The organism is Rhizomonospora bruguierae (assembly GCF_018397995.1).
Classification (GTDB): domain Bacteria; phylum Actinomycetota; class Actinomycetes; order Mycobacteriales; family Micromonosporaceae; genus Rhizomonospora; species Rhizomonospora bruguierae.
The window spans coordinates 12,121-38,124 of record NZ_BBQH01000033.1; the positions used below are offsets into that span (position 1 = coordinate 12,121).

Annotated in this window: 25 protein-coding genes and 2 pseudogenes; 12 read left to right on the plus strand and 15 right to left on the minus strand. The window is 71.7% G+C overall.

From position 1 onward, the window contains the following. Nucleotides 1–85 precede the first annotated feature (85 nt). Nucleotides 86–823: an SDR family oxidoreductase gene (locus KJS59_RS18120; RefSeq protein ID WP_213454104.1), complete on the minus strand. Its 738-nt coding sequence runs from the start codon at nt 821–823 to the stop codon at nt 86–88. Between the two features lie 166 nt (nt 824–989). Further along, nucleotides 990–2,393 (minus strand): Si-specific NAD(P)(+) transhydrogenase, encoded by a 1,404-nt coding sequence (sthA, locus tag KJS59_RS18125; RefSeq protein ID WP_213454105.1) that lies wholly within the window; start codon nt 2,391–2,393, stop codon nt 990–992. A gap of 113 nt (nt 2,394–2,506) precedes the next feature. Here sthA and KJS59_RS18130 point away from each other — a divergent pair, with 113 nt between their 5' ends. Then, nucleotides 2,507–2,746 (plus strand): CPCC family cysteine-rich protein, encoded by a 240-nt coding sequence (locus tag KJS59_RS18130; RefSeq protein ID WP_213454106.1) that lies wholly within the window; start codon nt 2,507–2,509, stop codon nt 2,744–2,746. Nucleotides 2,747–2,848: 102 nt separating this feature from the next. Here the strand turns inward: KJS59_RS18130 and KJS59_RS18135 are convergent, their stop codons facing one another. Next, complete coding sequence (locus KJS59_RS18135) at nt 2,849–3,970, minus strand: AI-2E family transporter (protein ID WP_213454107.1); 1,122 nt, start codon at nt 3,968–3,970, stop codon at nt 2,849–2,851. Nucleotides 3,971–4,014: 44 nt separating this feature from the next. On the opposite strand from KJS59_RS18135, the gene KJS59_RS18140 reads away from it, so the two are divergent. Further along, nucleotides 4,015–4,155 carry a hypothetical protein gene (locus tag KJS59_RS18140; protein ID WP_213454108.1) on the plus strand — a complete coding sequence of 47 codons (141 nt, stop codon included), beginning with the start codon at nt 4,015–4,017 and terminating at the stop codon, nt 4,153–4,155. On the opposite strand, the gene KJS59_RS18145 is transcribed toward KJS59_RS18140, so the two are convergent. Beyond that, nucleotides 4,133–4,720 carry an FtsX-like permease family protein gene (locus KJS59_RS18145; RefSeq protein WP_213454109.1) on the minus strand — a complete coding sequence of 196 codons (588 nt, stop codon included), beginning with the start codon at nt 4,718–4,720 and terminating at the stop codon, nt 4,133–4,135. The two genes, KJS59_RS18140 and KJS59_RS18145, sit on opposite strands and share 23 nt — an antisense overlap. Nucleotides 4,721–4,851: 131 nt before the next feature. Here KJS59_RS18145 and KJS59_RS18150 point away from each other — a divergent pair, with 131 nt between their 5' ends. Beyond that, the gene (locus KJS59_RS18150; protein ID WP_213454110.1) at nt 4,852–5,286 is read left to right on the plus strand and encodes a hypothetical protein; all 435 of its coding nucleotides are present in this window, start codon (nt 4,852–4,854) and stop codon (nt 5,284–5,286) included. A gap of 36 nt (nt 5,287–5,322) precedes the next feature. Here the strand turns inward: KJS59_RS18150 and KJS59_RS18155 are convergent, their stop codons facing one another. The 3 genes from KJS59_RS18155 to KJS59_RS18165 all read right to left on the minus strand — a co-directional run bounded on the left by KJS59_RS18155 (nt 5,323) and on the right by KJS59_RS18165 (nt 10,047). Continuing rightward, entirely contained in the window at nt 5,323–5,685 is a 363-nt protein-coding gene (locus KJS59_RS18155) for a DUF6300 family protein (RefSeq protein ID WP_213454111.1), read from the minus strand. 95 nt (nt 5,686–5,780) lie between these two features. Continuing rightward, entirely contained in the window at nt 5,781–9,317 is a 3,537-nt protein-coding gene (gene dnaE / locus KJS59_RS18160; protein ID WP_213454112.1) for a DNA polymerase III subunit alpha, read from the minus strand. A 208-nt stretch (nt 9,318–9,525) separates the two neighbouring features. Continuing rightward, nucleotides 9,526–10,047 (minus strand): hypothetical protein, encoded by a 522-nt coding sequence (locus KJS59_RS18165; RefSeq protein WP_213454113.1) that lies wholly within the window; start codon nt 10,045–10,047, stop codon nt 9,526–9,528. A gap of 89 nt (nt 10,048–10,136) precedes the next feature. Here KJS59_RS18165 and KJS59_RS18170 point away from each other — a divergent pair, with 89 nt between their 5' ends. From KJS59_RS18170 to KJS59_RS18180, 3 genes are all read left to right on the plus strand, one after another. After that, nucleotides 10,137–11,381, plus strand: a complete 1,245-nt coding sequence (locus tag KJS59_RS18170; protein WP_213454114.1) for a sensor histidine kinase — start codon at nt 10,137–10,139, stop codon at nt 11,379–11,381. Next, entirely contained in the window at nt 11,363–12,010 is a 648-nt protein-coding gene (locus tag KJS59_RS18175) for a response regulator (protein ID WP_213454115.1), read from the plus strand. Before KJS59_RS18170 ends, KJS59_RS18175 begins: the two co-directional genes overlap by 19 nt. A 146-nt stretch (nt 12,011–12,156) precedes the next feature. After that, a complete protein-coding gene (locus tag KJS59_RS18180) occupies nt 12,157–12,831 on the plus strand; it encodes a hypothetical protein (RefSeq protein WP_213454116.1) in 675 nt (224 codons plus the stop codon). A 13-nt stretch (nt 12,832–12,844) separates the two neighbouring features. Here KJS59_RS18180 and KJS59_RS18185 read toward each other — a convergent pair whose 3' ends face one another. The 7 genes and pseudogenes from KJS59_RS18185 to KJS59_RS18215 form a co-directional block, all read right to left on the minus strand. Beyond that, nucleotides 12,845–13,495, minus strand: a complete 651-nt coding sequence (locus KJS59_RS18185) for a hypothetical protein (protein WP_249714383.1) — start codon at nt 13,493–13,495, stop codon at nt 12,845–12,847. Nucleotides 13,496–13,509: 14 nt separating this feature from the next. Then, complete coding sequence (locus KJS59_RS18190) at nt 13,510–14,721, minus strand: ABC transporter permease (protein WP_213454117.1); 1,212 nt, start codon at nt 14,719–14,721, stop codon at nt 13,510–13,512. A gap of 70 nt (nt 14,722–14,791) precedes the next feature. After that, on the minus strand, nt 14,792–15,496 hold the full coding sequence (locus KJS59_RS18195) for an ABC transporter ATP-binding protein (RefSeq protein ID WP_213454118.1): 705 nt from the start codon (nt 15,494–15,496) through the stop codon (nt 14,792–14,794). Next, nucleotides 15,493–16,689 (minus strand): efflux RND transporter periplasmic adaptor subunit, encoded by a 1,197-nt coding sequence (locus tag KJS59_RS18200; protein WP_249714385.1) that lies wholly within the window; start codon nt 16,687–16,689, stop codon nt 15,493–15,495. Before KJS59_RS18200 ends, KJS59_RS18195 begins: the two co-directional genes overlap by 4 nt. Continuing rightward, nucleotides 16,644–18,291, minus strand: a pseudogene (locus KJS59_RS18205) (sensor histidine kinase). The gene KJS59_RS18200 and the pseudogene KJS59_RS18205 overlap by 46 nt, the downstream one beginning before the upstream one ends. Next, nucleotides 18,288–19,040 (minus strand): response regulator transcription factor, encoded by a 753-nt coding sequence (locus tag KJS59_RS18210; protein ID WP_249714387.1) that lies wholly within the window; start codon nt 19,038–19,040, stop codon nt 18,288–18,290. The pseudogene KJS59_RS18205 and the gene KJS59_RS18210 overlap by 4 nt, the downstream one beginning before the upstream one ends. A gap of 74 nt (nt 19,041–19,114) precedes the next feature. Beyond that, on the minus strand, nt 19,115–20,356 hold the full coding sequence (locus KJS59_RS18215) for an efflux RND transporter periplasmic adaptor subunit (RefSeq protein WP_213454120.1): 1,242 nt from the start codon (nt 20,354–20,356) through the stop codon (nt 19,115–19,117). A gap of 168 nt (nt 20,357–20,524) precedes the next feature. Between KJS59_RS18215 and KJS59_RS18220 the strand changes: the two genes are divergently transcribed. Genes KJS59_RS18220 through KJS59_RS18230 form a run of 3 tightly spaced genes read left to right on the plus strand, consistent with a single transcriptional unit; the run spans nt 20,525 to nt 23,576 of the window. Then, the gene (locus tag KJS59_RS18220) at nt 20,525–21,094 is read left to right on the plus strand and encodes a PT domain-containing protein (RefSeq protein ID WP_213454121.1); all 570 of its coding nucleotides are present in this window, start codon (nt 20,525–20,527) and stop codon (nt 21,092–21,094) included. A gap of 56 nt (nt 21,095–21,150) precedes the next feature. Further along, entirely contained in the window at nt 21,151–21,528 is a 378-nt protein-coding gene (locus tag KJS59_RS18225; protein ID WP_213454122.1) for an SCP2 sterol-binding domain-containing protein, read from the plus strand. Then, nucleotides 21,525–23,576 carry an amylo-alpha-1,6-glucosidase gene (locus KJS59_RS18230; RefSeq protein WP_213454123.1) on the plus strand — a complete coding sequence of 684 codons (2,052 nt, stop codon included), beginning with the start codon at nt 21,525–21,527 and terminating at the stop codon, nt 23,574–23,576. The genes KJS59_RS18225 and KJS59_RS18230 overlap by 4 nt, the downstream gene beginning before the upstream one ends. 94 nt (nt 23,577–23,670) lie before the next feature. Here KJS59_RS18230 and KJS59_RS18235 read toward each other — a convergent pair whose 3' ends face one another. Then, nucleotides 23,671–24,696 (minus strand): XRE family transcriptional regulator, encoded by a 1,026-nt coding sequence (locus tag KJS59_RS18235; RefSeq protein ID WP_376771199.1) that lies wholly within the window; start codon nt 24,694–24,696, stop codon nt 23,671–23,673. Nucleotides 24,697–24,813: 117 nt separating this feature from the next. Between KJS59_RS18235 and KJS59_RS32285 the strand changes: the two are divergent. The 3 genes and pseudogenes from KJS59_RS32285 to KJS59_RS18245 all read left to right on the plus strand — a co-directional run. Next, nucleotides 24,814–25,017: pseudogene (locus KJS59_RS32285) on the plus strand (DegT/DnrJ/EryC1/StrS family aminotransferase); the annotation flags it as partial. Between the two features lie 154 nt (nt 25,018–25,171). Beyond that, nucleotides 25,172–25,462, plus strand: a complete 291-nt coding sequence (locus tag KJS59_RS32290; protein ID WP_376771202.1) for a hypothetical protein — start codon at nt 25,172–25,174, stop codon at nt 25,460–25,462. 63 nt (nt 25,463–25,525) lie between these two features. Then, a complete protein-coding gene (locus tag KJS59_RS18245; protein ID WP_283775797.1) occupies nt 25,526–25,978 on the plus strand; it encodes an NUDIX hydrolase in 453 nt (150 codons plus the stop codon). Nucleotides 25,979–26,004: the final 26 nt, after the last annotated feature.

A 26,004-nucleotide genomic window follows, 5' to 3' on the forward strand; every position in this document is an offset into this window, starting at 1 on the left:
GCGGGAGGCGAGGGGGCCGCCGGGCCGAGCGTACCTCCGGGCGGCCGCGCCGTGAGCCGGAAGCGGCGGGCCGGATCCGGCGGGCTCACCGGCCGCCGGCCACGTCCAGGATCGCGCCCGTCACGTATGACGCCGCGGGCGACAGCAGCCAGACGATGGCCTCGGCCACCTCCTCCGGGTGCCCGCCCCGACCGAGCGGGATCGTGCCGGCCAGCCGCGCCACCCGGCCGGGTTCGCCGCCGCTGGCGTGGATGTCGGTCTCGATCATCCCCGGCCGGACCCCGTTGACCCGGATGCCGTCCGCGGCCACCTCCTTCGACAGCCCAACGGTCAACGCGTCCACCGCCGCCTTCGTCGCCGCGTAGTCCACGTACTCGAAGGCGGAGCCGAGCACGGCGGACCGGGACGAGACGTTCACGATGGCGCCACCGCCGGTCGCCGCCATCCGGCGCACCGCCTCCCGGGCGCACAGGAACGAGCCCAGCACGTTGACGGCGAAGGTCCGCTCGATGCGGGCCGCGTCCATCCGCGCCACCGTGGTCTGCGGGCCCAGCACGCCCGCGTTGTTGACCAGGCCGCCGATGGGTCCCAGCCCCTCCTCCGCCGACGCGAACAGGCGCAGCGCGTCCGCCTCCACGCTCACGTCGGCCCGCACCGCGAGCGCCGCGGCACCGATGTCCCGGCACTGCGCGACAACCGCCTCCGCGGCCTCCCGCTCGGCGCGGTAGCTCAGGCACACCGACCAGCCCCCGCGCGCCGCGGCGCGCGCCACCGCCGCGCCGATCCCCCGGCTGCCGCCGGTCACCACAACGACCTGATCCATGCGGCCCAGTATCCCTATCGGGTCCGGGCGGCCACGGCCGCCATCAGTCGATGAGGTCGTACGCCGGTCGCAGCCGGCCAGCATTTCGGGTACCCGCGGCCACCGCCCCCAGAACCGGCCCCCGTCCCCGCTGACGCGCTACCGGGGCCACCGCGCACCACCCCGGTCAGTCGCGCAGGCGGGCCACGCTGCGCATCTTGTTCGTCGCGTCGAGCGCGGCGACCTTGTACGACTCGGCCAGCGTGGGGTAGTTGAAGACCGCGTCGACCAGGTAGTCGACGGTGCCGCCGCAGCCCATCACGGTCTGGCCGATGTGCACGAGTTCGGTGGCGTTGGTGCCGAAGATGTGCACCCCGAGCAGGGTCCGGTCGGTGGGCGAGACGAGCAGCTTGAGCATGCCGTACGAGTCGCCGATGATCTGGCCCCGGGCCAGCTCGCGGTACCGGGCGAGCCCCACCTCGAACGGGACCCGGTCCGCGGTCAGCTCGTCCTCGGTACGCCCGACGAAGCTGATCTCCGGGATCGAGTAGATGCCGATGGGATGGATGGCCTGCACCTCGTGCGCGGGCTCGCCGCAGGCGTGGTGCGCGGCGAGCCGGCCCTGCTCCATCGAGGTCGAGGCCAGCGCCGGGAACCCGATGATGTCGCCGACGGCGTAGATGTGCGGCGCGGCGGTGCGGAAGTTCTCGTCCACCGGGATGCGGCCCCGGTCGTCGCAGGTGAGGCCGGCGTTCTCCAGCTCCAGGTGGTCCGCCATGCCCTGCCGGCCGGCGGAGTACATGACGGTGTCCGCGGCGATCTGCTTGCCGCTCTCCAGCAGCGCCAGCGCGCCGCGCGGGTGCCGCTCGACCGAGGCGACGGTCTCGTTGAACCGGAACGTGACCTGCAGGTCCCGCAGGTGGTACTTGAGCGCCTCGACCACCTCGAGGTCGCAGAACTCGAGCATCCGCTCGCGCCGCTCCACCACCGTGACCTTGGTGCCGAGGGCGGCGAACATCGAGGCGTACTCGATGCCGATGACCCCGGCGCCGACCACCACCATCGAGCGGGGGACGTGGTCGAGCCGGAGGATGCCGTCCGAGTCGATGATCGTGCGGTCGTCGAAGTCCACGCTGCCCGGGCGGGCCGGCCGGGTGCCCGCGGCCACGATGATCTTCTCGGCGCTGACCTTGTGGTCGCCGCCCTCCCCCTGCGCGACCACGATCGTGTGCGGGTCGTGGAACCGCCCGGTACCGGTGATCAACTGCACCCGGTTGCGGACCAGTTGGCTGCGGATGACGTCCACCTCGCGGCCGATGACGTGCTGGGTGCGCGCCGCCAGGTCGCCGACGGTGATGTCGTCCTTGAGCCGGTAGCTCTGGCCGTACATCTCCCGCTGGCTGAGGCCGGTGAGGTAGAGGACCGCCTCGCGCAGCGTCTTGGAGGGGATGGTGCCGGTGTTGATGCACACCCCGCCGATCATGTGGCGCCGCTCGACCAGCGCGACCCGCCGATCCAGCTTGGCGGCCGCGATGGCCGCCTTCTGCCCGCCCGGCCCGGAGCCCAGGACCAGCACGTCGAAGTCGTACATCCCACCAGTCTCGCAAGTATTCATTTCGCCCGCCCGCCTTACGTTCGCCCAAGATACGGGCTAACGTTTGCCGGTCCCCTCTCCCCTCCCGGCGAACCCGGAGGCGTTCCCGCGTGGGTCAGCTCTTGCTCCCCAGATGTCCGTGCTGTGGCTACCGAACCGGATGCCGAACCTGCCCGGTGTGTTACTGGACCGACGACGGCCAGGGCGACGCCGACGCGAGCGTGGTGCGCGGCGGTCCGAACGGCGAGTTGAGCCTGAGCGACGCCCGCCTGAACTTCGCCATCTACGGCGCGAGTGACCGGCGGTACCGGGACCTGGTCCGACCGCCCAGAGTGGACGAATACCCGTAGCGGGCCGCCGGGAGGGTCGGCGGCCGCCAACTCGTCGCGGGCCCGGCAGCGGCCCGGCGAGGTGGCCGCAGCCCGGCGCGGGTCCGCGGGCGGGCCGGGCGGTCAGCCGCCGCGCTCGTTCGTCCCGTGCGGCGGACCACCCTCCCCCGGCCTGGGCGGCCAGCGCGTCCGGGGGCCCGGCCGGAGGGCACGACGGTTCGCCCACACCTCGCAGCCGATCGTGCGCAGGATCGACGCGACCGGCATCGCGACCAGCGCACCCAGGATGCCGCCCAGTTCGGCGGCGACCAGCACCACGATCAGCACGGTGAGCGGGCTCAACTGGACCGCCCGGGACATGATCAGCGGCTGGAGCAGGTGGTTCTCGAACTGCTGGTACACGACGAAGAAGACGATCATGATGACGCCGGCGGAGGTCGAGCGCAGGAACGCCGCGCTACACGCGATGACCGCGCCGACCGTCGCCCCGACCAGGGGCAGCAGGTCCAGCAGCGCCACGAGCAGGGCCAGCAGGCTGCTGTACGGCACGTCGAGCAGGGCCAGCGCCACCCAGCTGAGGGCGCCGGCGATCAGGCTGATCAGCAGGTTCCCGCTGACGTACCCGGTCACCGCGTGGGCGCACCGGATGCCGACCCCGCGGACCCACTCCCGCTGCGCCGGCGGCGCCCGGTCCAGGACCGCCGCCTTGACCCGGGGCGCCTGCACCACCATCAGGAACGACAGCACGAACACCGTGATGGTGCCGAACACGGCGCTGGCGGCGCCCAGCAGGATCGAACTGGCCGGGCCGACGATCCGGCCGATCGCGGCCCGCACCTGGTGCTCGTGCCGGACCAGGTAGTCCAGCACCCGGGCCCGGGCGAGCAGGTGACCCAGCGGCCCGTCCCCCTGGCGCACCTGCTGGAGCAGGTGCGGGAAGTGGTCGACCAGCTGGGCCAGTTGCCGCGTCAGGGGCGCCGCGACCGCCGCGGCCAGCGCGGACAGCAGCGCCACGACGGCCAGGTAGACCAGCAGCGTGGCGACGGAGCGGCGCAGCCAGGCGGCCCGCCGCTCCAGCCAGCTGACGACCGGATCCAGGGCGACGGACACGAACACGGCGAGGCCGACCCAGGCCAGCACCCGCCGGGTGAGGTACGCCAGCAGCAGGACGACGGCGGCGGCCAGCGTCACACCGATGACGACCAGGGTCCGGCGGGCGGTGGCCCGGATGTCGTCCGTCCGCACGACGGCCGGTTGCCCTGACCCGGCGGAGCCAAACGGAGTACGGCGTGGGGCCCGGCCAGCGGCTCCCGGAGCTGCACCGACGCATCCGCCAGGCGGACGCGCCCCTGATCCCGGCCCCCGCGCCCGCCGCGCCCGACCTGGCCGCCGTGCTCCGGGCCTTCCTCATCGCGATCCCGCCGTCCTGAGCGCGGGCAGGACGCTGGCCGCCAGCGCCAGCACGAGGCAGGCCGCCACCACCGCCGCGTTCGGACCCACCGGCAGGATCAGATCCACCGGGGCCTGCACGTGCTGCGCCACACCGGCCCGGACGCCGAGCAGCGCCACCACCGCCACCCCCAGCCCGAGCAGCGCACCCACCGCCACCACCACGGCGGACTCGGCGGCGACCGCGCGGAGGATCTGCCGCCGGGTCGCGCCGGCCAGCCGCAGCACGGCGAACTCCCGGCGCCGGTCCACGGTCGCCATCAGCAGCGTGTTCACCACCGCCAGCAGCGTGTACCCGACCGACATGCCGATCAGGACCAGCACGAAGATCCGCACCAACCGGTCCTCCTCGGCGTCGGCACCGCGGGCGTACGAGGGCACGTCCACCAGACGGACGCCCAGCCCGGCCGGCGGAGTGACCACTGTGGACGCGTAGACCAGCTCCGTCAACGCGGCCGGGTCGTGCCCGCGGACCGTGACCCGGTCGAGCAGCAGGGGCGCCGGCAGGCGCAGGTTGTCCGGGAGGAGCCTGGCGACCCGCAGCACGGCGGACTCCCCGTCCGGGAAGGTGACCCGGACGCTCGTACCGGCACGCCAGCCGTGCAGGTCCGACCTAGTGCTGGTACTAGTACGCTGCTTGTCACAACCCGCTGTACCTCAGGCGCGGGCTGTGGCCGGTGACGCCGTTGGCGTCGCCGGAACTGATCCGGTTCGGTGAATGGCTTCCGCAGCACTGGCGGCGGCGCAAGCTGTTGCTACGCCAACGGCTGGAACGGATGGGTATGCCGGCGGAGGTGGTCAATCCACCGGTCAGGGAGAACCTGGCTGGCCTGATGGGCTTGGGCCTGCGCCGTCATGGGCTGCCCTTGCTGGCACGGCTGCTGCGGGACGGGTTGCTCGTGGCCGACCTGGGATACGTCGACCCGCAGAAGCTGAGGCAGGCGTGCCACGACGCCGAGTTGCTGCCTACGGATGATCTGGATCGCCGGTTGTACCCGGTCGTGGCGGTGGAGCGTGCCCTGCGAAGCGTCGCCGGTCGGCCTGTTGCCGTTTCACGTCGTCGACCGCCGGCCTCACGTCATCAAGGAGCGCTGCTTCCGGCGCCTTCGTAGGGTCGCCAACTGCCCCGGACGGGCGGCAACGAACCCCTATTCGGGATTGTTCGGGTCGCGGTGCCACGCCTCGATTTCCCGATCGAGGACGCGCGGATCGACGCCGGTGGGGCGCGGCGCGCTGACCCAGGCACGGACGAGGACGGCGAAGGTGTCCGCGGTGTCCGCGGTGACCTCGCCATGGATGGCGAAGTAGGCCAACAGTCCCTGGCTGGCCGGGTCATGTGCATCGCACCGCGGGCACAGCGCGATCGTTCGGCTGCCAGCGAAGCGCCGGCCGACGGGGCTGTCCCAGCCCGGGTGCGGAATCGTCGCGGTCAGATAGGCGGCCCCGCTACAGCGGGCGCAGGCAACCTCCTCACGCGTGCTGCCCGCCGTGTGCACCGTCCAGTCGGTCACGCCGCACCTCTCCCACACCGACTCACCAAGCACACCCGTGTGCCCGAAGTCGGGCCGCGTCCAGAACCGCGACCGGAGCTCGGCTACCCACCGGCTTACTCGATTCCGCCAGCACCTAGCAGCGCCTTGACCTCGGAGCGGAACGCCTGATCGTTGTTGACCCGGAATTTGTGGCAGGCCAGTTCAATGGAGCCCCCTGTGGGCCGCCGTACCCGCATCTGCACCGGCGCGTCCCCGGGGTGCGACTGCAACACCCGCGCGAGGTCGTCGGCGAACGGCGGTGTGATGCGGTCCAACGGAAGGTTCAACACGACGGGTGGCTCGCCGCCAGCGATCGCCGCGGACACGTCGAGGATTGCCATGTCCTGCCCGAACACGCTGATCGCCCCATCCCGCACGCTGGTGTGCCCCGCGACCCGCACCACCGTGTCCTCGATCAGGTGCTGCCCGAGGAACTCGTACGACTTGGGGAAGAACAGCACCTCGACGCTGCCGGTGAGATCTTCGAGCGTGATGATCGCCCACGGGGCACCCTGTTTGGTGATCCGCCGCGTGACACTGGAGATCATCCCGGCCAATGCCACCGGTTTGCGGTCCGGGGTCTCCTCGCCCAGGATTTCGCTGACCACCTGTTCGCTGTTGGCCTTGAGGATGTGTTCCGTGCCGGCCAGCGGATGATCGGACACGTAGAGCCCGAGCATGTCACGCTCGAAGGCCAGCTTCTCCTTCTTCGGCCACTCCTGCCCGGTGAACACCAGGTCCAAGCCCACGACCTTGGTGTCCTCGTTGGTGCCGGACAGCTCCCCGAACAGATCGAACTGTCCGTTCGCCTCCTGCCGCTTGAGTCCGACCACCGCGTCGATCGCGCTGTCATGGTTGGCCAGCAGGTCACGGCGGGTGTGCCCGAGCCCGTCGAACGCGCCCGCCTTGATCAGGGATTCGATCGCCCTCTTGTTACACACGGCCAACTCAGCCTTGGTGAGGAAGTCCTCGAACGAGGCGTATCTTCCTTTCTGCTCCCGGGTACGCACGACCGACAGAACGACGTTTTCCCCCACGTTCCGGACCGCGCCGAGACCGAACCGGATGTCCTTGCCCACCGGGGTGAACGGCCCCAGGGAGTCGTTGACATCCGGTGGGAGGACTTTGATCCCCATCGCCCGGCACTCGGCCAGGTACAGCGCCATCATGTCTTTCTTGTCGCCCACGGACGTCAGCAGCGCTGCCATGTACTCGGCCGGGAAGTTGGCCTTCAGGTAGGCCGTCCAGTACGACACGAGCCCGTAGCCGGCGGTGTGGGCCTTGTTGAAGGCATAGTCGGCGAACGGGACCAGGATGTCCCACAGCGTCTTGATCGCGTCGTCGGAGTAACCGTTGTCCCGCATGCCCTGCTGGAACGGCACGAACTCCTTGTCCAGAACCTCTTTCTTCTTCTTGCCCATCGCCTTGCGCAACATGTCGGCCTTGCCGAGGCTGTACCCGGCGAGTTTCTGCGCCGCGCGCTGCACCTGCTCCTGGTACACGATCAGGCCGTACGTCGGGCCGAGGATCTCCTCCAACGGCTGTTCCAGCTCGGAGTGGATCGGCACGATGGGCTGCTGGTTGTTCTTGCGCAGCGCGTAGTTGGTATGCGAGTTGGCGCCCATCGGGCCGGGCCGGTACAGCGCGAGCGCGGCGGAGATGTCCTCGAAGTTGTCCGGCCTCATCAGCTTCAGCAGCTGACGCATGCCGCCACCGTCCAACTGGAACACGCCGAGCGTGTCGCCCCGGGCCAGCAGCTCATAGGTGGGCCGGTTGTCCAGCGGCAGGCTCAACAGGTCCAGCGCCTTACCCGTCGTGACCTCGATGTTCTTTAGCGCGTCGTCGATGATCGTCAGGTTGCGCAGGCCCAGGAAGTCCATCTTCAGCAGGCCGAGCGACTCGCACGTCGGGTAGTCGAACTGCGTGATGATGGTGCCGTCGGAGTCACGCTGCAACAGCGGGACGACATCGATCAGCGGCTCGGCGGACATGATGACACCGGCGGCGTGCACGCCGAGTTGGCGGACCAGGCCCTCCAGTCCCTTGGCAACTTTCATGACCGCGGCGACGTCGGGCTCGTTGTCGACAAGGTTGCGGACCTCAGCAGCCTCGCCATACCGAGGATGCGCCGGGTCGAAGATGCCCGCCAGCGGAATGTCCTTACCCATTACCGCCGGCGGCATCGCCTTAGTGATCTTGTCACCGAGGGCGAACGGGTAACCCAGGACCCGGGTCGCGTCCTTGATCGCCGCCTTGGCCTTGATCGTCCCATAGGTCGCGATCTGCGCAACTCGATCCGAGCCGTACTTCTCCGTCGCGTAGCGGATGACCTCACCACGCCGGCGTTCGTCGAAGTCCATGTCGATGTCGGGCATCTGAACGCGCTCGGGGTTGAGGAACCGCTCGAAAATCAGCCCGTGCTGCAGCGGATCCAGGTCTGTGATCCCCAGGGCATACGCGACGATGCTGCCAGCTGCTGATCCACGCCCCGGACCGACCCGGATTCCCTCCCCCTTCGCATACGCCACCAGATCCGCGGTGACCAGGAAGTAGCTGGGAAAGCCCATCTTCAGGATGACGTCGATCTCATACTCGGCCTGCTGCCGCCGGGCGTCGTCGTACCCGGCCGGCCAGCGCCGGTCCATGCCGGCCCAGACCTCCTTGCGGAACCACGACTCCTCGGTCTCCCCCGCCGGAAGCTGGGCCCGCGGCATCAGATTCCGGAACTCGAACATCCCGGCGGTCTCGACCCGCTCCGCGATCAGCAACGTCGTACGGCAGCCCTCCTGCCACACGTCCGAGCCGTCGACTCCGTACATCTCCTGCGCTGACTTGAGGTAATAGCCGGAGCCCTCGAAGCGGAACCGGTTGGTGTCCGACAGGGTGCTGCCGGTCTGCACACACAGCAGCGCGTCGTGCGCCTCGGCCTGCCCGGCATAGGTGTAGTGCGAGTCGTTGGTCACCACGGGACGCAGGTCCAACTTACGGCCAATCTCCAACAGGCCGTCCCGGACACGCTTCTCGATCTCCAGACCGTGGTCCATCAGCTCAAGGAAGTAGTTCTCCTTACCGAAGATCTCCTGGTACCGGGCGGCAGCGTCGTAAGCCTCCTGAACCTGCCCCAACCGCAGCCGGGTCTGCACCTCCCCGGACGGGCACCCCGTCGTTGCCATGATCCCCGAGGCGTACCGCGAGATCAGCTCGGCGTCCATCCGGCCCTTGTTGTAATGTCCCTCGATCGAAGCCAGCGAGTTGAGCCGGAACAGGTTGTGCAGGCCCTCGGCATTGCGCGCCCACATCGTCATATGCGTGAACGCGCCGTTACCCGACACGTCGTCCCGCTTCTGCGCCGGGGTACCCCAGAAGATCCGCTTCTTATCGAACCGTGACGCCGGCGCGATGTATGCCTCGATCCCGATGACGGGCGTGACATCGGCGGCCTTCGCCTTCTGATAGAAGTCGTACGCTCCGTGCATGTTGCCGTGATCAGTCACCGCGACCGCCGGCATCCCCAGCCTGTTCGCCTCCTGGAACATCTCCTTCATCCGAGCAGCGCCGTCCAGCATCGAGTACTCGCTGTGCACATGAAGATGGACGAACTGGTCGGCCACAGGATCCCCCAGATGCTGAGCTGCCCGACGGGTGAACGCCCCCGACCCTAACCTGCCGGTACGACCAGCCGGCCGCAGTCCCGAGCCGTGTCGGCCCGCCACCTAACCGATCACGAACCGGGCGGGAGCGCGTCAGCACTCACACACGGAGAGTAACCACACCACCAGTAGATCTTGCCCCGACGAACCGCGACAAGCTCATCGCCTTCTAGGACCGACGCTGGTGCAGTTGCGCGTACGCCTCGGCCGGCGTGGGGAACGCCTCGAAGATCTTCCTGCGGAAGGTGCTCTGCATCGCCCAGCCCCACATCTGTGTGCCGGTGAAGGTGTGCAGCCCGCCGCTGGTCAGGTCCACCACGACCGGGCGGGTGGTGGCGGCGAACTGCATGCCCGGCTTCGCCGTCGCGGCGGCGATCGCGTCCGGGGTGACCCGTGGCGAGACGAACCCGACGGCCGTCACCAGCGCCGTGCCGAAGCCGAGCGTGCCCATCGTGCTGCGCATGGCGAACTGGTTCGCGTGCGCGGTGAAATCCCGCACCACGAACGCGTTCACGTCGGCCAGCGCCACGGCGACCACGCACAGCCGCAGGTTGCCCATGGCCGCCACGCTCGCTGAGTACACGTCGCCCACCAGCGCCGACAGCGGACCCACCTGCGTCTGCTGGACGGTGCCCTTCTGCGCCTGGATGCGCTGGGCCACCACGGAGAGGTAAGCGTTCGGATCCATCACGTCAGCGATGCTAGGCGGCCGGCGGGAAACCGGTAGACCCTAGTGCTGGGGCTACCGCGCCCCGCCCGGCCCGCCGGTACCGTCGCCTGGTGACCGCGCGCACCGCCTGGCAGGCCCTCACACTGCGGCCGCTGAGCTTCCTCGCCTCGGCCTGGCCCTGGCGCGCGCTGGCGTACCTGCTCTCCGGGATCCTGCTCGGCGCGGCCACGTTCTTCACGCTGCTGGCGATGATCACCGCCGGCGTGCTGCTGGTGATCGTGCTGGTGGGCCTGGTGCTGTTCCTGGGCATCGCGCTCTCCGGCATGGTGGTGGCCCGGTTCGAGCGCTGGCGGCTGCGCCTGGTGGACGCCGACCCCGCCCCGAACCCGCACCGGCGCCCGCGGCGGCGGGGCCTGGCGGCCTGGCTGCGGACCCGGCTCACCGAGCAGGCGACCTGGCGCGAGTTCGGCTACACGATGCTGAGCCTGCTCGCCCTGTGGTGGATCGACCTCGGCATGGTCGGGGTCGCCGTCGGCGTGCCCGCGACGCTGATCGCCACGCCCGTCTGGGGGCCACCGGAGGCCGGCTACTGGTCGCTGCTGTTCGTGCTGTTCGGCCTGCTGCTCCTGCCCGTCGCGGCCTACCCGGTCACGGCGTGGGCCGCCGCCCGGGGCGCGCTCACCCGGGCGGTCCTCGCGCCGCGGGACTCGGAACTGGGCGAGCGGCTCGTGGAGATCGCCCGGTCCCGGGAGCGCCTCGTGGACGCGTTCGAACTGGAGCGGCGGCGCATCGAGCGGGACCTGCACGACGGGGCGCAGCAGCGGCTGGTCGCGCTGACCGTCGCGCTCGGCCTGGCCCGCCTGGACCTGCCCGCCGGCTCGCCCGCCGCCGCCCGGGTCACCGAGGCGCACGAGCAGGCCAAGCTGGCCCTGGCCGACCTGCGTGAACTGATCCGCGGGGTGCACCCGCAGGTGCTCACCGACCGGGGCCTCGCGGCGGCGGTCGGGGACGCCGCGGCCCGCTCCCCGGTGCCGGTCGACGTGGACATCGCGCTGCCCCGCCGGTTGCCGGCGAACGTGGAGGTGACCGCCTACTACGCGGTCTGCGAGGCGCTGGCCAATGTGGCCAAGCACAGCGGGGCGGTCCGGGCGGCGATCCGGGGGCGGCTGTTGGAGGATCTTCTCGTGCTCGAGATCCGCGACGACGGTGCCGGCGGCGCCGACCCGGCCGCCGGTTCCGGCCTGACCGGGCTGGCCGACCGGGTGGCCGTGGCACACGGTCGGCTGCGCCTGTCCAGCCCGCCCGGCGGCCCGACCCTGCTGCGCCTGGAACTGCCGTGCGCCGCCTTCGGATAGTCCTCGCGGAGGACGCGGTGCTGCTGCGGGAGGGGCTGGTCGGCCTGCTCGCCCGGTTCGGGCACGAGGTGGTCGCCGCCGTCGGCGACGCGACCGCGCTCACCGCGGCCGTCGCGGAGCACGCTCCGGACGCCGTCGTCACCGACGTGCGCATGCCGCCCGGGTACTCGGACGAGGGCCTGCGTGCCGCCATCGCCCTGCGCGCCGCCGACCCGGCGCTCGCCGTGCTGGTGCTCAGCCAGTACGTGGAGCAGACCTACGCGGCCGAGTTGCTGGAATCCGGCGGCGCCGGGGTCGGGTACCTGCTCAAGGACCGGGTCGGCGAGGTGGAGGAGTTCGTCGGCACGCTGGAACGGGTCGCCGCCGGCGGCACGGTGGTCGACCCCGAGGTGGTCCGCCACCTGCTCAGCCGCCGCCGGGACCCGGTACAGCGGTTGACCCCGCGCGAGCGCGAGGTGCTGGCGCTGATGGCCGAGGGCCGTTCCAACGCCGCCATCGCCCGCACCCTGGTGGTGACCGAGGCGGCGGTCGCGAAACACATCGCCAATATTTTCGCCAAGCTCGACCTGCCTCCGGCCCCGGACGACCACCGCCGGGTCCTGGCGGTCCTCGCCTACCTGCGCGGCTGAGCCGCATCCCCAGGGTTATCCACAGGGGGCGCAGTTATCCACAGCACTGTGGATAAGCCTCGGCAACGGACCCTGGAGCTAAACGGGGCTGTGTGGGGGGCGATGGTCCGATAGCCTCCCCCGGTGACCCGTACGGGAGGGCGACGGTGAGCGAGTACCAGTACTACGAGTTCGTCGCCATTGACCGACCATTGACCGATCGGCAGGTCGCCGAGTTGCGGGAGCTGTCGCCACCGGCGCGCGTCACCCGCACCAGCTTCATCGGGGCGTACGACTGGGCCGACTTCACCGGCGACGTCCGGCAACTGATCGCCGAGTTGTTCGACGCCCACCTGCACCTGACCAACTGGGGTACCCGGCAGGTGCTCTTCCGGGTCCCGGCCGGCGTGCTGGAGCTGGACACGGCCGTGCGCTACTGCGAGGCGGCCTGGGCGGACGGCGACGGGGTGATCCTCGACTTCACCCAGACGCTGGAGGACACCGGCGAGGACTGGGCGACCGGCGGCGAGGGGCGGCTGGCGCCGATCCTGCCGGTGCGCGCCGAACTGCTCGCCGGCGACCTGCGGGCGCTGTACCTGGGCTGGCTGGTGGCCGTGCAGGCCGACGAGGTGGCCGGGGAGGCGGTGGAGCCGCCGGTGCCGGCTGGCCTGCGGGAGCTGACGCCGGCGCAGCGCAGCCTGGCCGAGTTCCTCTGCCTCGACCCGGACCTGCTGGCAGCGGCCGCCGAGGGCAGCGGCGGACGGGACGGTACGGCGCCGGCTGCCCGGCCGGGCGCACGCACCGCCGGCCAGCTTCGGGCCGCCGCGGCCGCGGGGGCCTGAGCACGGCCCTGGCCTACTTCGGGCCGGCGGTGACCGCGGTCGCGGTGACCGTTCCGTCGCTGCCGGCGGAGCCCTGCACGGTCACGGAGTCGCCGGCCTTGAGGTCGGTCAGCTTGCCGGCCCGGGTGACCCCCACCTTGGTGTTGCCGGTGGTCTTGACCGTGATCACGTCACCGCTGGCGGTCTGCACGTAGACGGTGCCGTGGTCGATCAGCTTCACCGTGCCGGTGGTGCTCCCGCCGCCGGCACCGGCCGCGCCGGGGCCGCCGCCCTGCTGGCCGGGGGCGCCCTGGCGGCCGAAGGCGCCGGCCGCGCCCGCCGGGAAGCTCCCCTCCCCGCGGTTGCCGCCCGGGGACGACCCGTAGCTCTTCTGCACCTGCAAGCCGCTGAGGAAGCCGGCCACCAGCAGCAGGGCGCCCGCGAGGTACAGGGTGGTGCGGTTCCACCAGCGGCGCGGCGCGGCGGTGGCGAGCTGCTCGGTCAGGTCGTCCGGATCGTCGCCGGGGTCATCGACGCCGGGGAGATCATTGACGTCGGCGGAACCGTCGGCCGGATCGCCGGCGCCGGTCGGGGCGGGGCCGGCGGTGCTGTCGTCGGACTCGTACAGCTCCATCGTCGTGGTGTCCCGGTGCACGCCGGGCTCCCGCCGCCAGTGCTCAGCCATTGAGGATCGTCCTGTCACTCGTACCGCAACGCGTCGATGGGGCGCAGCTTGGCGGCCCGGCTGGCCGGGAAGCTGCCGAAGAAGAGGCCGATGGCGACCGAGACGGCCAGCGCCAGCAGCACCGAGCCGGGTACCACGACCGGCCGCACGCCCACGATGGAAAACCGGCTGCCGATCAGCGCGGCGGCGACGCCGAGCCCGCCGCCGACCAGGCTGAGCATGGTCGCCTCGGCCAGGAACTGGGTGAGGATCACCCGGCGCGGGGCGCCGAGCGCCTTGCGGATGCCGATCTCGCGGGTCCGCTCGGTGACCGTGACCAGCATGATGTTCGTGATCCCGATGCCGCCGACCACCAGGCTGATCCCGGCCACGGCGCCGAGCAGCACGGTGAACGTGTCGGCCGTCTGGGTCCGGGTGGCCAGCAGTTGGGACGCGTTCTGGATGCGGTACGGCGGGTTGCTCGGATCCGTCACCTTCAACCGCTCGTTGAGGATCGCGGTCGCCTCGTCCTGGGCGTCGCTGACCTGATCGGCGCTGGCCGCCTCGATGAGGATCGAGGTGAGCGACCCGTACCCGGTGAGCGTCTGGCGCACCGCGGTCACCGGCGCGACCGCCACGTCGTTCGGGTCGTTGAATCCGGCCTCGCTCTTGGCGGCCAGCACACCCACCACTGTGTACAGGGCGCCGCCCGCGGTGACCTGCTTGCCGACCGGGTCCACGGTGCCGAACAACTCATCCGCGACGGTCTGCCCGATCACCAGCACCCGACGCCCCTGCGTCACGTCCTCGTCGGTGAACGCGGCGCCGCGCCCCACCGGGCTGTTCGAGGCCGCGAAGTAGCTCGGCGTGGTACCCGCCAGCTGGTTCACCGCGTGGTCGGTCCCCTCGAACACCAGGGTGGTGGCGGTGGTGACCACCGGCGAGACGCTGGCCACGTGCGGCGCCAGGGACCGGTCGCGCAGCGCGTCGGCGAGGTCGACGGTCAGCGCGTTGCTGCTGCTGGACGGCTGGCCGGCGCCGCCCCCGCCGGCGGTGCCGATGGTGATCGTGTTGGCGCCCAGCGCCTCGATGCTGTCCTGAACCGACTTGCCCGCGCCGTTGCCGACCGCGATCAACAGGATCACCGAGGCGACGCCGATCAGGATGCCGAGCATGGTCAGCGCCGAGCGCAGCTTGTTCGCGGCGAGGCCGCGCACCGCGAAGCGCATGATCTCGCCGAAGCTCACGGCACCTTCCTTAGATTCGCGTCCGCGGTGCTTCCCGCGTGGCCCGCCCCGCGCCGGGCGCCGAGGGCGATCACGCCGCCGCCCCCGCCCGCGCACTGTCCTCGGCGATCTCGCCGTCGAACAGCCGGATCAGCCGGCCGGCGCGGTCCGCCACATCCGGCTCGTGGGTGATCATCACGATGGTGCGACCGGCGGCGTTGAGCTCGGCGAAGACGCCGAGTACGTCCTCGGTGGAGCGGCTGTCCAGATTACCGGTCGGCTCGTCGGCCAGCAGCAGCGCCGGCTCGGTGACCAGCGCGCGGGCCAGCGCGACCCGCTGCTGCTGCCCGCCGGAGAGCTGGTTCGGCTCGTGCCGGGCCCGCCCCTCCAGCCCCACCGCCGAAAGCGCCGCCACGGCACGACGCCGCCGCTCGGCCGCCTTGACCCCGGCGTACGCCAGCGGAAGCTCCACGTTCGCCAACGCCGTGGTGCGCGGGATCAGATTGAAGGACTGGAAAACGAAGCCGATGCGCCGGTTGCGGACCAGCGCGAGCTGCCGATCGGCCAGGCGGCTCACGTCAACACCGTCGAGCAGGTAGCGGCCGCCGGTGGGCACGTCGAGGCAGCCGAGGATGTTCATGAGGGTGGACTTGCCGGAGCCGGACGAGCCCATGATCGCCACGTACTCGCCCCGCTGCACGGTCAGCGAGACGCCCCGCAGGGCGTGCACCGCGGCCTCGCCGGCGCCGTACACCTTGGTCAATCGGCGCACGTCCAGGACGGGTCGCCCGCTCATCGCCCGCCCCGCTGCCCGCCACCCGGCTGACCCTGCCCGCCGGGGACGGCACCGGGGACGCCACCGCCCGGCCCGCCGCCGGGGAACCCGCCGCCGTTGCGGAACGGGTTGCCGGAGCCGGTGGAGGAGTTCATCTGGATGACGACCTCCTCACCCACCTCCACGCCGGAGATGATCTGGGTGAACTGGTCGCCCTCAAGGCCCACCTCCACCTGCCGGACCTGCTGCCCGGTCGCGGTGGCGGCGATGACCGTCCGCCGGCCGCCGGCCGTGCTGACCGCGGCCGCGGGCACGTAGACCGCGTCCGCCACCTGCCCGGTGGTGATCGAGACTTGCACGGTCTGCCCGGGGCGGGACAGGTCGGGCCGGTCGTCCAGGCTCACGGTGACCCCGTACTGGACGACGTTGTTGGTGGTCGTGGCGTTCGGGTCGATCGCGGCCAGCTTCCCGGCGACCTGCGCGTCCGGCAGTGCGTTCCAGGTGACCGTCGCCGGCTGGCCGAGCCGCAGCTTGGTCGCGTCGGCCTCGGCCACCGACGCGTTGACCTCCAGCTTGGTCAGGTCGGCGATCTGGATGAAGCCGCCGCTGCTTCCGGTGCCACCGGAGTTGCCGCCGGCGTTGTTGCCGCCGCCCGAGGTGCCGCCGCTCGCCCCGCCGACCGTGCCGTTGATCGCGACCACGGTGCCGGACATCGGCGCGGTCAGCGTGGTGCCGTCCACCGCCCCCTGCGCCTGCTCGACGTCCAACTCGGCCTGGGTCACCTGGGCCTGCGCGTCGGCCGTCTCGGTGCCCGCGTCCTGCGCCCGGGTCAGCGCGGCCCGCGCGGCCGTCAGGTTCGCCTTCGCGGCGTCGAGTTGCCGCTGGGCCGCCGAGGCGTCCACGGTCGCCAGGACCGCGCCCTTCTTGACCTTGTCGCCCACGTGCACGCGGATCGCGGTCACCGTCCCGGCCGTGACGAACTCGGCCGTCGCGGTCGACGCGCTGGCCACCGAGCCGGAGGCGGTGACCGTGGCGGTGACGGCGCCCTGCTGCACGGCCACCGTCCGGGTGCCGCCCCGGTCGGTGGCGCTCGCCTCCGCCGGCTTCGCCACCAGCGTGTAGGCCCAACCGGCCCCGGCCAGCAGCAGCGCCCCGAGCGCCGCGTTCATCAGCAGCACGGGCCGCGCGGGCACGGCCGGTCGTCGCAGACGCATGGCGGACAGCCTGGTACGGGTGGCTCGGAGGTCACCCGACGTTGGCTCAAAGCGGGCTGGGAATCACCCGATTCAGGTGCCGGGGAGGATGACCCGGAAGGTGGCACCGGGCGCCCGCCCCGGGTCCAGTTCCACCCGGCCGCCGTGCGCCAGGACGATGGCGGCCACGATCGCCAGGCCCAGTCCGGAACCACCGGCGTTGCGGGCGCGGCTGGGATCCACCCGGTAGAGCCGCTCGAAGACCCGCTGGGCGTGCTCGGCCGCCACGCCCGGCCCGGTGTCCGAGACCTCCAGGACCGCCGCCCGCGTGGTCAACCCGTACCCGGGCCCGACCGCCACCACCCGGTCGGCCGAGGTACCGGCGACGCGCGGGTCCAGCCGCCCGACCCGAACCGTGACCTCGGCCGAGTCGGGCGTGTGCTGCAACGCGTTCGCGACCAGGTTCGTCGCCACCTGACGGAGGCGGTGCTCGTCGCCCAGCACGGTGACCGGTTCGAAGGTCTCCGACGACTCGTCCAGCGCGGACAGGCGGATGACGCGGCCGGGCGTCCGGGCGTGCGCGTCCCGGATGGTGTCGGCGGCGATCTCCAGCAGGTCCACCGGCACCCGCCGCTGGGGCCGCTGGAGATCGAGGCGGGCGAGCAGGAGCAGGTCCTCGACGAGCAGGCCCATGCGGGCGGCCTCGTTCTCGATCCGGCCCATCGCCTCGTCCAGCGGCGGGCCGGGCGGTGCGCCGCCGCGCCGGTACAACTCGGCGAAGCCGCGGATCGAGGTGAGCGGGGTGCGCAGTTCGTGCGAGGCGTCGGCGACGAACTGGCGCAGCCGCCGCTCGGAGTCGGCCCGCGCGGCGACCTCGGCCTCGATCCGGGCGAGCATGGCGTTCATGGCGGCGCCGAGCCGGCCCGGCTCGGTGTGCGGGTCGGTGTCCGCCACCCGCAGGGAGAGGTCCCCGGCGGCGATGCCGGCGGTCACGGACTCCATGCTCGTCAGCGGGCGCAGCCCGAGCCGGACCACCCAGGCGGCGACGAGCGCGATCAGCAGCAGCACGCCCAGGATGACCGCGAGGTCGATGACGAGCAGGCCGTCGGCGGTCGCGTCGGACTCGCGCATGGAGACCGCGAGCACGCCGAGTCCTCCGGTGGGACCCCGGTTGAACGCGATGACCCGCCAGCGTTCCGCGCCGTCCAGCGACGGGACGGTGAACGGGCGACCGCCGTCGGCCCGGCGCTTGAGGTCGGCGAACGCGCCGAGGGCGGGCGGGGACAGGTCGGCGGCGGCGCCCGTGTCGCCGCCCGTGGTGATCAGCTCGCCGCTCGGCGAGTACGTGTACCGGAACAGCCCCGGCCCGAACTCTCCCCGGGGGCGTGGCCGGTTGGCCAACCCCTCCCCCGGCTCCACGACCGGCGGCTGGCCGCTCAGCGGCCGGCTGATCGACAGCAACTGCTCGTCGATGCGGTCCTGGAGGTAGCCCCGGTAGAGGAACAGGCCGGCGGCGTTGGCCGCCACGAGCGCCACCGCGGCCAGCGCCGCGATGGACACGGCCAGCCGCGAGCGCAGGGTCCAGTGTCGCCAGCGCCGGGGCCGCAGCCGCGCCGGGCTCATTCGTCCGGGCCGCGCGGCATCCGCAGCGCGTAGCCCACGCCCCGGACGGTCTGGATGAGCGGCGGCTCCCACCGGTCGATCTTCTTGCGCAGGTAGTAGACGTACGATTCCACGATCCGGCCGTCGCCGCCGAAGTCGTAGCTCCACACCCGGTCCAGAATCTGCGCCTTGCTGACCACCCGCCCGGCGTTCACCAGCAGGTACCGGAGCAGGTTGAATTCGGTCGGGGACAGCTCCACGATCCGGCCGCCCCGGCGCACCTCGTGGGCGTCCTCGTCCAGTTCCAGGTCGGCGTAGCGCAGCACGCCGTCCTCCTCGGCCGAGCTCTCGGGTTGGCTGCGCCGCAGGATCGCCCGGATGCGCAGCACGACCTCCTCGAGGCTGAACGGCTTGGTGACGTAGTCGTCCGCGCCGACGGTCAGCCCGGAGATCCGGTCCTCGACCGCGTCCCGGGCGGTCAGGAACAGCACCGGCACCGGACGACCCTCCCGGGCGCGCAACCGCTGGGCGATCTGGAAACCGTCCAGGTCGGGCAACATGACGTCGAGCACCACCAGGTCCGGGTCGAACTCGGTGGCGGCGACAAGCGCGTCCCGCCCGTTGCCGGCGACCCGCACCTCGAACTCGATCAGCCGCAGCGTCGCGGACAGCAGCGCACAGATGTTCGGCTCGTCGTCGACCACGAGCACCCTGGTCGTCCGCCGGGCCGGGTGCCGACCCGACAACAGCGCCTCCTCCTCGACCGTCACCGCCCGCACCCCTTTCTACCCGTACCGGCTTGGAGCCGGCTCGGGGTGCGCTGGGAACGACCTGTGAACAACACTCAGGAGGTCAGAACCGTTTCGCCCTCGCTCACCCCGGACGTGACTTCGACGCTCTGGTCGCCGACCAACCCGACGCCCACCTGCCGGCGCTCCTGCCGGCCGCCGGGCAGCAGCACCGTGACCGTGCCGGCGTTCCCGGTCAGGTCGTGCACCGCCGAGACGGGCACCGACAGCACGTCCGCCGCCGCCGCGACCTGGACCTGGACGCCCGCGCTCTGCCCCACCAGCAGGTCCGCCGGGGCGCTCTTGAAGGCCAGCCGCACCCCGAACGTGACCAGCTTGCCGCTGGCCGTGCCAACCGGGTCGACGCCGGTGACCGTGGCAGGAAGCGGCGTGGGCCGGTCGGCGAGCGTGACCGTGGCGGACTGCCCGGACGCGATCCGGACCGCGTCCGCCTCCGGGAAGCTGGCCTGGACCTGCATCTTGGCCACGTCACTCAACTGGATGAACGCGCCGCCGGCGGTGACCCGGGCACCGACACCGCCGGCCACGGTCAGCACCCGCCCCGCGGCCGGCGCCTTGATCGTGGTCCCTTCGAGTTGGGCCCGGGCCTGGTCGACCTGCAACTGTGCGTTGTTGACCTGCTGCTCGGCCCGGAAGATGCCGTCCACCCCGGAGCCGCTCGACCTCGCCGCGCCGGCGTTGGCCCCGCCACCGTTCGCGCCGCCACCGGAGCAGCCTGACCGGGTGGTTGGCGTCGCGGCGGGGCCCGGGGAGTCGGGGGGCCCGCCGGACGGGCCGGGCGAGGCCGAGGCGGACGGCCGCGGCGAGGCGGAGGCGGATGCGGAGGGTTGGGGCGCCGGGGAGGCGTAGGCGACGCCGCAGGTCGAGGCGAGGTCGGCCGCCTCGTCGGCCTGCGTCCTGGCGGTGTCCAGGCTCTTGGTGGCCGCGGTCAGGGCGTCCTCGGCCCGGGTCACGGCGTCCCGGGCGGCCGCGTCGTCGATCGTCGCGAGCACCTGGCCGGCCGTGACCTGGTCGCCCGGCCGGACCTTCACCGCCGTGACCGTGCCGGCCAGGGAGAATCCCAGGCCCTGCGTCAGCGCCGGCTGGACCGTGCCGGTCGCGGCCACCGCCCGGGTGACCGTCCCCCGGGCGACCGGCGCCGTGGTCCTGGCCGGGCCGCCGCCGCTCTGCGTACCCGCCAGCGCGTACGCGCCGACGCCGCCGGCCGCGAGCAGCAACGCCGCGCCGGCGACCGCCAGCAGCCGCCACCGCCGGCCGGAGCCCAGCCCGATACCCATGAGGGCGCAGTCTGGCGGGGCCGGCTCGGCGTTGCGTCGACCCAACCTGGGAGTTGCGTCAAAGGCGCGCACACCCATCGCTTTTTGAGCCGGCTCCCAGCTTGATCTGACCGGGTCTTGTGGTCCCCGGGGTTGGCTGTGCGCGACCACACTTGAGGAGGACTGTCGGTGAAAAAGGCTGCGCTGGGCGCCGCGGTGCTCGCCGGTTCCGTGGCTCTGCTGCTGGGCGCCTGTGGCGGCTCGGACGGCGACGGGAACGCGGCTGCCAGCGACGGGAACCGGGCCGACGGCTTCGCCGCGTACACGGCCTGCCTGCGGGAGCAGGGTATTTCGATGCCGACCGGGCGGGCGGGCGGCCGGCCCTCCGGCCTCCCCTCGGGCCGGCCCTCCGGTCTCCCCTCGGGTACTCCGTCCCCACGCCCGTCGGGTGAGCCGCGCGGCGGCGGGTTCGGCAACTTCCGCCCGGAGGGCGTGGACGACGCCACCTGGGAGAAGGCGCAGGCGGCCTGCCAGTCCAAGATGCCCACCGGCGGCCCCGAGGGCGGTCCCGGCGGCTGGCCCGGCGGCGGGGCCGATGGGGGCGCCTTCACCGCGTACCGCAACTGCCTGCGGGAGAACGGGGTCGCCGACGACAACATGCGCGACCTGAGCACGGCGGACCCCAAGGTGGCCGCCGCGCTGACCAAGTGCGAGGTGCTGCGCCCCACCGGCATGCCGACCGGCGGGCCCGGCCGGTAGTGATCACCCCGCCCGGGTGATGTCCGGGCACCACGACCGGGGCCACCCTGGGCGGCATGACCTACCCGACGGAGCGTTACCTCCTGGAGCTGAGCCGGCGCGGACACGACGCGCTGCTGGAGAAGGTCCGCGGCACTGTCCGGATCGACGTGGCGCGGGAGGGCGAGACCGACCACTGGCTGCTCACGGTCGCCCGGGGCGACCTGCGCGTGGCCCGGGACGCGGGGCCGGCGGACGCCGTGGTCAGCGGTCGGCAGACGTGCTGGGACGGGCTGGTCTCCGGCTCGGCCCGGGCACTAGACGCCTGGCTGCGCAACGAACTGACCGTCGAGGGCCGCTTCGAACTGCTGACGGTGCTGGACCGGCTGATGCCGGGTTATCCGGGTGCCCGGCACCCGCGGGACGTGGTGCGGGAAGGGGGTCGTGCGGCGTGACGGACGACCAGGTCAAGATCCTCAACGGGACCACGTTCATGGTCAGCGACGGCAGCGGCGACGTCAGCTGCTCGCCGGCCAGCCCGATGGGGCTGTTCGCGTTCGACACCCGGTTCCTGTCCCGCTGGCAGCTCACGGTCAACGGGCAGCCGCTGGCCCCGCTCTCCGTCGACGACCTCCAGTACTTCGAGACCCGCTTCTTCCTGGTGCCCGGTCCGCCGACCCAGTACGTGGACGCGAAGCTGTCCGTGCTGCGCCAGCGCTCGATCGTGACCGACCTGTCCGAGCGGCTCACGCTGATCAACCACGACCAGGTCCCGATCGACCTGACCATCCGGATGGAGGTGGGCAGCGACTTCGCGGACGTGTTCGAGATCCGCGGCGAGGCGGTCAAGAAGGGGCAGTACTACACCCGGGTGGAGGACTCCCACCTGTGCATGGGGTACCGGCGGGACCAGTTCCGCCGGGAGACCCTGGTCATCTGCGAGGACGGCGCGGAGATGGACGACCGGGGGTTCACCTGGCGGGTCACGCTCGCCGCGCAGCAGGAGTGGAGCGCCGCCGTCCAGGTCAAGATGAGCGTACTGGACGGGCACGGCAAGGACGTCCGCAAGGCGCTCGCCGTGGGCCGCCTCACCCGGCAGGACCTGGAGAGCGACCTGGCGGCCTGGCTGGACCGGGCACCGAAGCTCACGACCGACTGGGAGCCGCTGCCCGGCACGTACCACCGGAGCCTGGTGGACCTGGCCGCGCTGCGGTACAGGACGCTCAGCTACCCCAACTCGACCCTGCCCGCCGCCGGGCTGCCCTGGTTCATGGCCCTGGTGGGCCGGGACAGCATCATCACCTGCCTCCAGACGCTGCCGTTCGCCTCGCAGCTGACCACCGCGACGCTGCGCATGCTCAGCGCGTTCCAGGGGACCCAACTCGACGACTTCCGGGACGAGGAGCCCGGCAAGATCCTGCGCGAGTTCCGGTACGGGGAGTCGGCGGCGTTCAACGAGATGCCGCACTCGCCGTACTACGGCAACGCGGACGGGACGCCGCTGTTCGTGATCCTGCTGGACGAGTACGAGCGGTGGACCGGGGACGACCGGCTGGTCCGCGACTACGAGCAGGAGGTGCGGACCGCCCTGCACTGGATCGACGAGTACGGCGATCTGCTCGGCGACGGCTACGTGCGGTACCAGCCGCGCAACCAGACCACCGGGGTGGTCAACCAGGTCTGGAAGGAGTCCATCGACGCGATCTGCTTCCGGGACGGCCGGCTGCCGGCGATGCCCCGGGCCACCTGCGAGGTGCAGGGGTACGCGTACGACGCGAAGATGCGCGGCGCCCGGCTGGCCCGGGAGTTCTGGGACGACCCCGAGTACGCGGACCGGCTGGAGCGGGAGGCCGCCGAGCTGCGGGACCGGTTCAACCGGGACTTCTGGGTGGAGGACGGCCAGTACTACGCCCTCGCGCTGGACTCCGCGGGCAGCCAGGTCGACGCGCTCGCGTCGAACATGGGTCACCTGCTGTGGAGCGGGATCGTCCCGCAGCACCGGGCCGCGCACGTGGTCCGCCACCTGCTCGGCCCCGAGTTGTACTCGGGCTGGGGGGTGCGCACCCTGGCGACCGACCAGGCCCGGTACAACCCGATCGGCTACCACGTGGGCGCGGTCTGGCCGTGGGACAACGCGCTGATCGCCCTCGGGTTGCGGCGCTACGGGTTCCACCGGGAGGCGTGGACGATCGCGGAGGGGATGCTGGAGGCGGCCCAGATGTTCGGCGGCCGGCTGCCGGAGGCGTTCGGCGGATACGAGCGGGAGCTCACCAAGTACCCGGTGGAGTACCCGACCGCCTCCAGCCCGCAGGCGTGGTCCACCGGGGCGCCGCTGATGCTCCTGCGGGCGATCCTCGGGCTGGAGCCGCACGTGGACCACCTGGCGGTGACGCCGGCGCTGCCGGAGAAGGTCGGCCGGATCGAACTGCTGAACATCCGTGGCCGGTGGGGCGTCGCCGACGCCTTCGGACACGGCCGGCCCCCGTACCGCCCGCAGTCCTGATCTCTACGACTCACGCTGCTCGGTCACGGCCGCTCACGGCGGCGCCGCTCGATTTTTGATCTTGTTCCGGTAACGACGAATTTGGGCAGGGCCGCTACGCCGTGAGGACTTCGTGGAGCTGTGCCGTGCCGGGCAGGTTCGGCCAGCGCCGCGTCAACGTCTTGTCGAGGGTGTGCAGTTCCTTGGCGATCCGGGCGGATCCGGTGGTCCGGGCGGTGACGACGCAGCGCAGGCCGAGCTCGGCGGCGCGTTCGGGGTCCGGTGTGGCTGTCGCGAGCACCGTGTTGGCGAGTTTGGCCTGCTGGTGGCCGAGATCGCGCTGCAGATGCTCCGGTGTTGCTTTGATCTTGTCTTCGAGGATCGTGACTGCGGCCTCGGCTTTGCCGCACGCCCGGTACCCGGATGCCGACTGTTCTTCGAGGGTCTCCAGGTCGTAGCGGTGCAGGTAGACCGGCGCGGTTTCGTCGATGTCGCCGGGATGGTCACGCAACAGGTTCGCGGCTAGGTCGATGCGCTGCTGGAACTCGTCCGGGTCGTTGGCCAGCGCCCAGCCGCGGGCTTCCTGCTGCGCGGCCAGGGCGTGCAGCACGGGGCTGACCGGTCCGGGGACCTTGCGGGCGGCGGCAGCGAGGTCGACGACGCTGACGGCGTCGTCGACGAGCAGCGCGATGTTGGACTTGCGCACGAGCATGTAGGCGACCATCTGGTAGTCGCCGATCGCCTGTGCCCATTGGCTGCCGAGGTCGGACCAGTACATCGCTGCGGTGGTGTCACCGCCGTCTTGGTGCAGCCATCCGGCGAATTCGGCGTACTGGGCTAGTAGCCGCAGCACCGGTTCCGCGGTGCCGGGCCGGGTGTGGCGGCGCAGCCCGTCGAGGACTTCGATCTGGGCGAGGACCGGGCCGAGGAGATCGCGGGGGCCGAGCATCTTGTCGGCGGTGAAGTGCTGGGTCAGCATGGTGGAGAAGTAGTCGAGAACCTGCGGGTCGACGCGGCGGGACTCGTCGACGGTCTTGGACACCCGCTCGGCCTGATCCAGGTTGGCCACCCCGGCGGGCAGCAGGCCACGCAGCGCTCCACCGGCAAGGAGCTGGTTGAACTCGCGTCGGGTAAGACTCACTCGCACGATCCTCCCGTCCGGGGTTCGCAGCTCCAACGTGACGCTATCGCCATCATCAACGTGGAGCCCACCGGTCGGTAGGGCCTTCGTCCCCGAAGTGCTCGCGGCGGACTGATCGTGCTCGCCGACGAGGGATCGCAGCAGTCCGAACAGGCCGCCGGTGCCGAGGGCCTTATCGAGGGCGGGCACCAAGGCGGGGTCGATGTCGCGCTGGGCGTACGCGCCGGCGACGAGGTCCTGGTCCCGGCGACCGCGCCGATCCCAACCGCGATGCCGATCCTGACCTGCGGCGCGATCCCGGTCATCGTCGACACCAAACCCGACAGGCTGGCGCTCGACCCGTCCGATGTGGAGGTTAAACTCGCCCCGAGGACCAAGGCTGGACTGGCAACTACGCGCACGTCGTGCGAACGCCGTACGCCTCACCGCCGCGCTGCCCTCAAGCGGACGGCTCCGCGAGTTGGCGTGCGGCACCATGGGCACCCCGAACTACTACAGCCTGGTCCTGTCCGCACCGATCGACGGCGCGGACCACCTTGCGGCCGAGTTCGCTGGTGCTGGGCTGGCACCGGACTCGATCCGCTACGGCTACCAGCCGCTATACCACCGGTCGATCTTCACCCGGTACGCCACTGACTGCCCGAACGCCGAAGCCCTCGCCGCGACGACGTTCCCGCTGCCGGTTCATCCGGGTATGTCCGGGGCGGCCCTAGACTGGGTCGCGGACCGCATTGCCGTCTTCGCGGAAAGGCAGCAGCCATCGTGATCAGCGTGGGGTTGGGCCGACCCTCTCGTCGCAAAGGCAACGACGGCGATCTACGCCAAGGTCATCCGGCACTTCACCGCGTCCGCCGTCGTCCTCAACGACCACGATGAAGTGCTGCTCGTGCACCACAACAAGCTCGGGCAGTGGCTGTACCCCGGCGGGCACGTCGACCCTGACGAGGACCCGGCGCAGGCCGCCGTCCGCGAAGTCGCCGAGGAGACCGGCATCGCGGCCGTCGTCATCGGCGAACCCGCATTCACCCACCCGGCCGTACGCAGCCACGCGGCACCATGGGCAATCATCGAGATGGACGTCAATGACGCCAAGGTCGGCGCCCACCGCCACATCGACCTCGTCTACGTCTGCCGGGCGTCCGGCGGCGAACTCGCCGCGCAGGTCGAAGAGGTCGCGGGCGTGCGCTGGGTGCCCGTGGCGGATCTGGCCGGGCTGCCGACCCCCATCGAAGTGCCCGATTTGGTGGCGACGGCGGCACGATGGGCCAAGGCGCAGCAGTAACCCGATTCCACAGAATCAGGCGGGGG

Bases quoted from the DNA above. Each gene is read 5' to 3' on its own strand.
- KJS59_RS18120 (WP_213454104.1), bottom strand. From the start codon at position 823: ATGGATCAGGTCGTTGTGGTGACCGGCGGCAGCCGGGGGATCGGCGCG.
- sthA (WP_213454105.1), bottom strand. From the start codon at position 2,393: ATGTACGACTTCGACGTGCTGGTCCTGGGCTCCGGGCCGGGCGGGCAG.
- KJS59_RS18185 (WP_249714383.1), bottom strand. From the start codon at position 13,495: ATGGCTGAGCACTGGCGGCGGGAGCCCGGCGTGCACCGGGACACCACG.
- KJS59_RS18195 (WP_213454118.1), bottom strand. From the start codon at position 15,496: ATGAGCGGGCGACCCGTCCTGGACGTGCGCCGATTGACCAAGGTGTAC.
- KJS59_RS18200 (WP_249714385.1), bottom strand. From the start codon at position 16,689: ATGCGTCTGCGACGACCGGCCGTGCCCGCGCGGCCCGTGCTGCTGATG.
- KJS59_RS18215 (WP_213454120.1), bottom strand. From the start codon at position 20,356: ATGGGTATCGGGCTGGGCTCCGGCCGGCGGTGGCGGCTGCTGGCGGTC.
- KJS59_RS18225 (WP_213454122.1), top strand. From the start codon at position 21,151: ATGACCTACCCGACGGAGCGTTACCTCCTGGAGCTGAGCCGGCGCGGA.
- KJS59_RS32290 (WP_376771202.1), top strand. From the start codon at position 25,172: ATGGGCACCCCGAACTACTACAGCCTGGTCCTGTCCGCACCGATCGAC.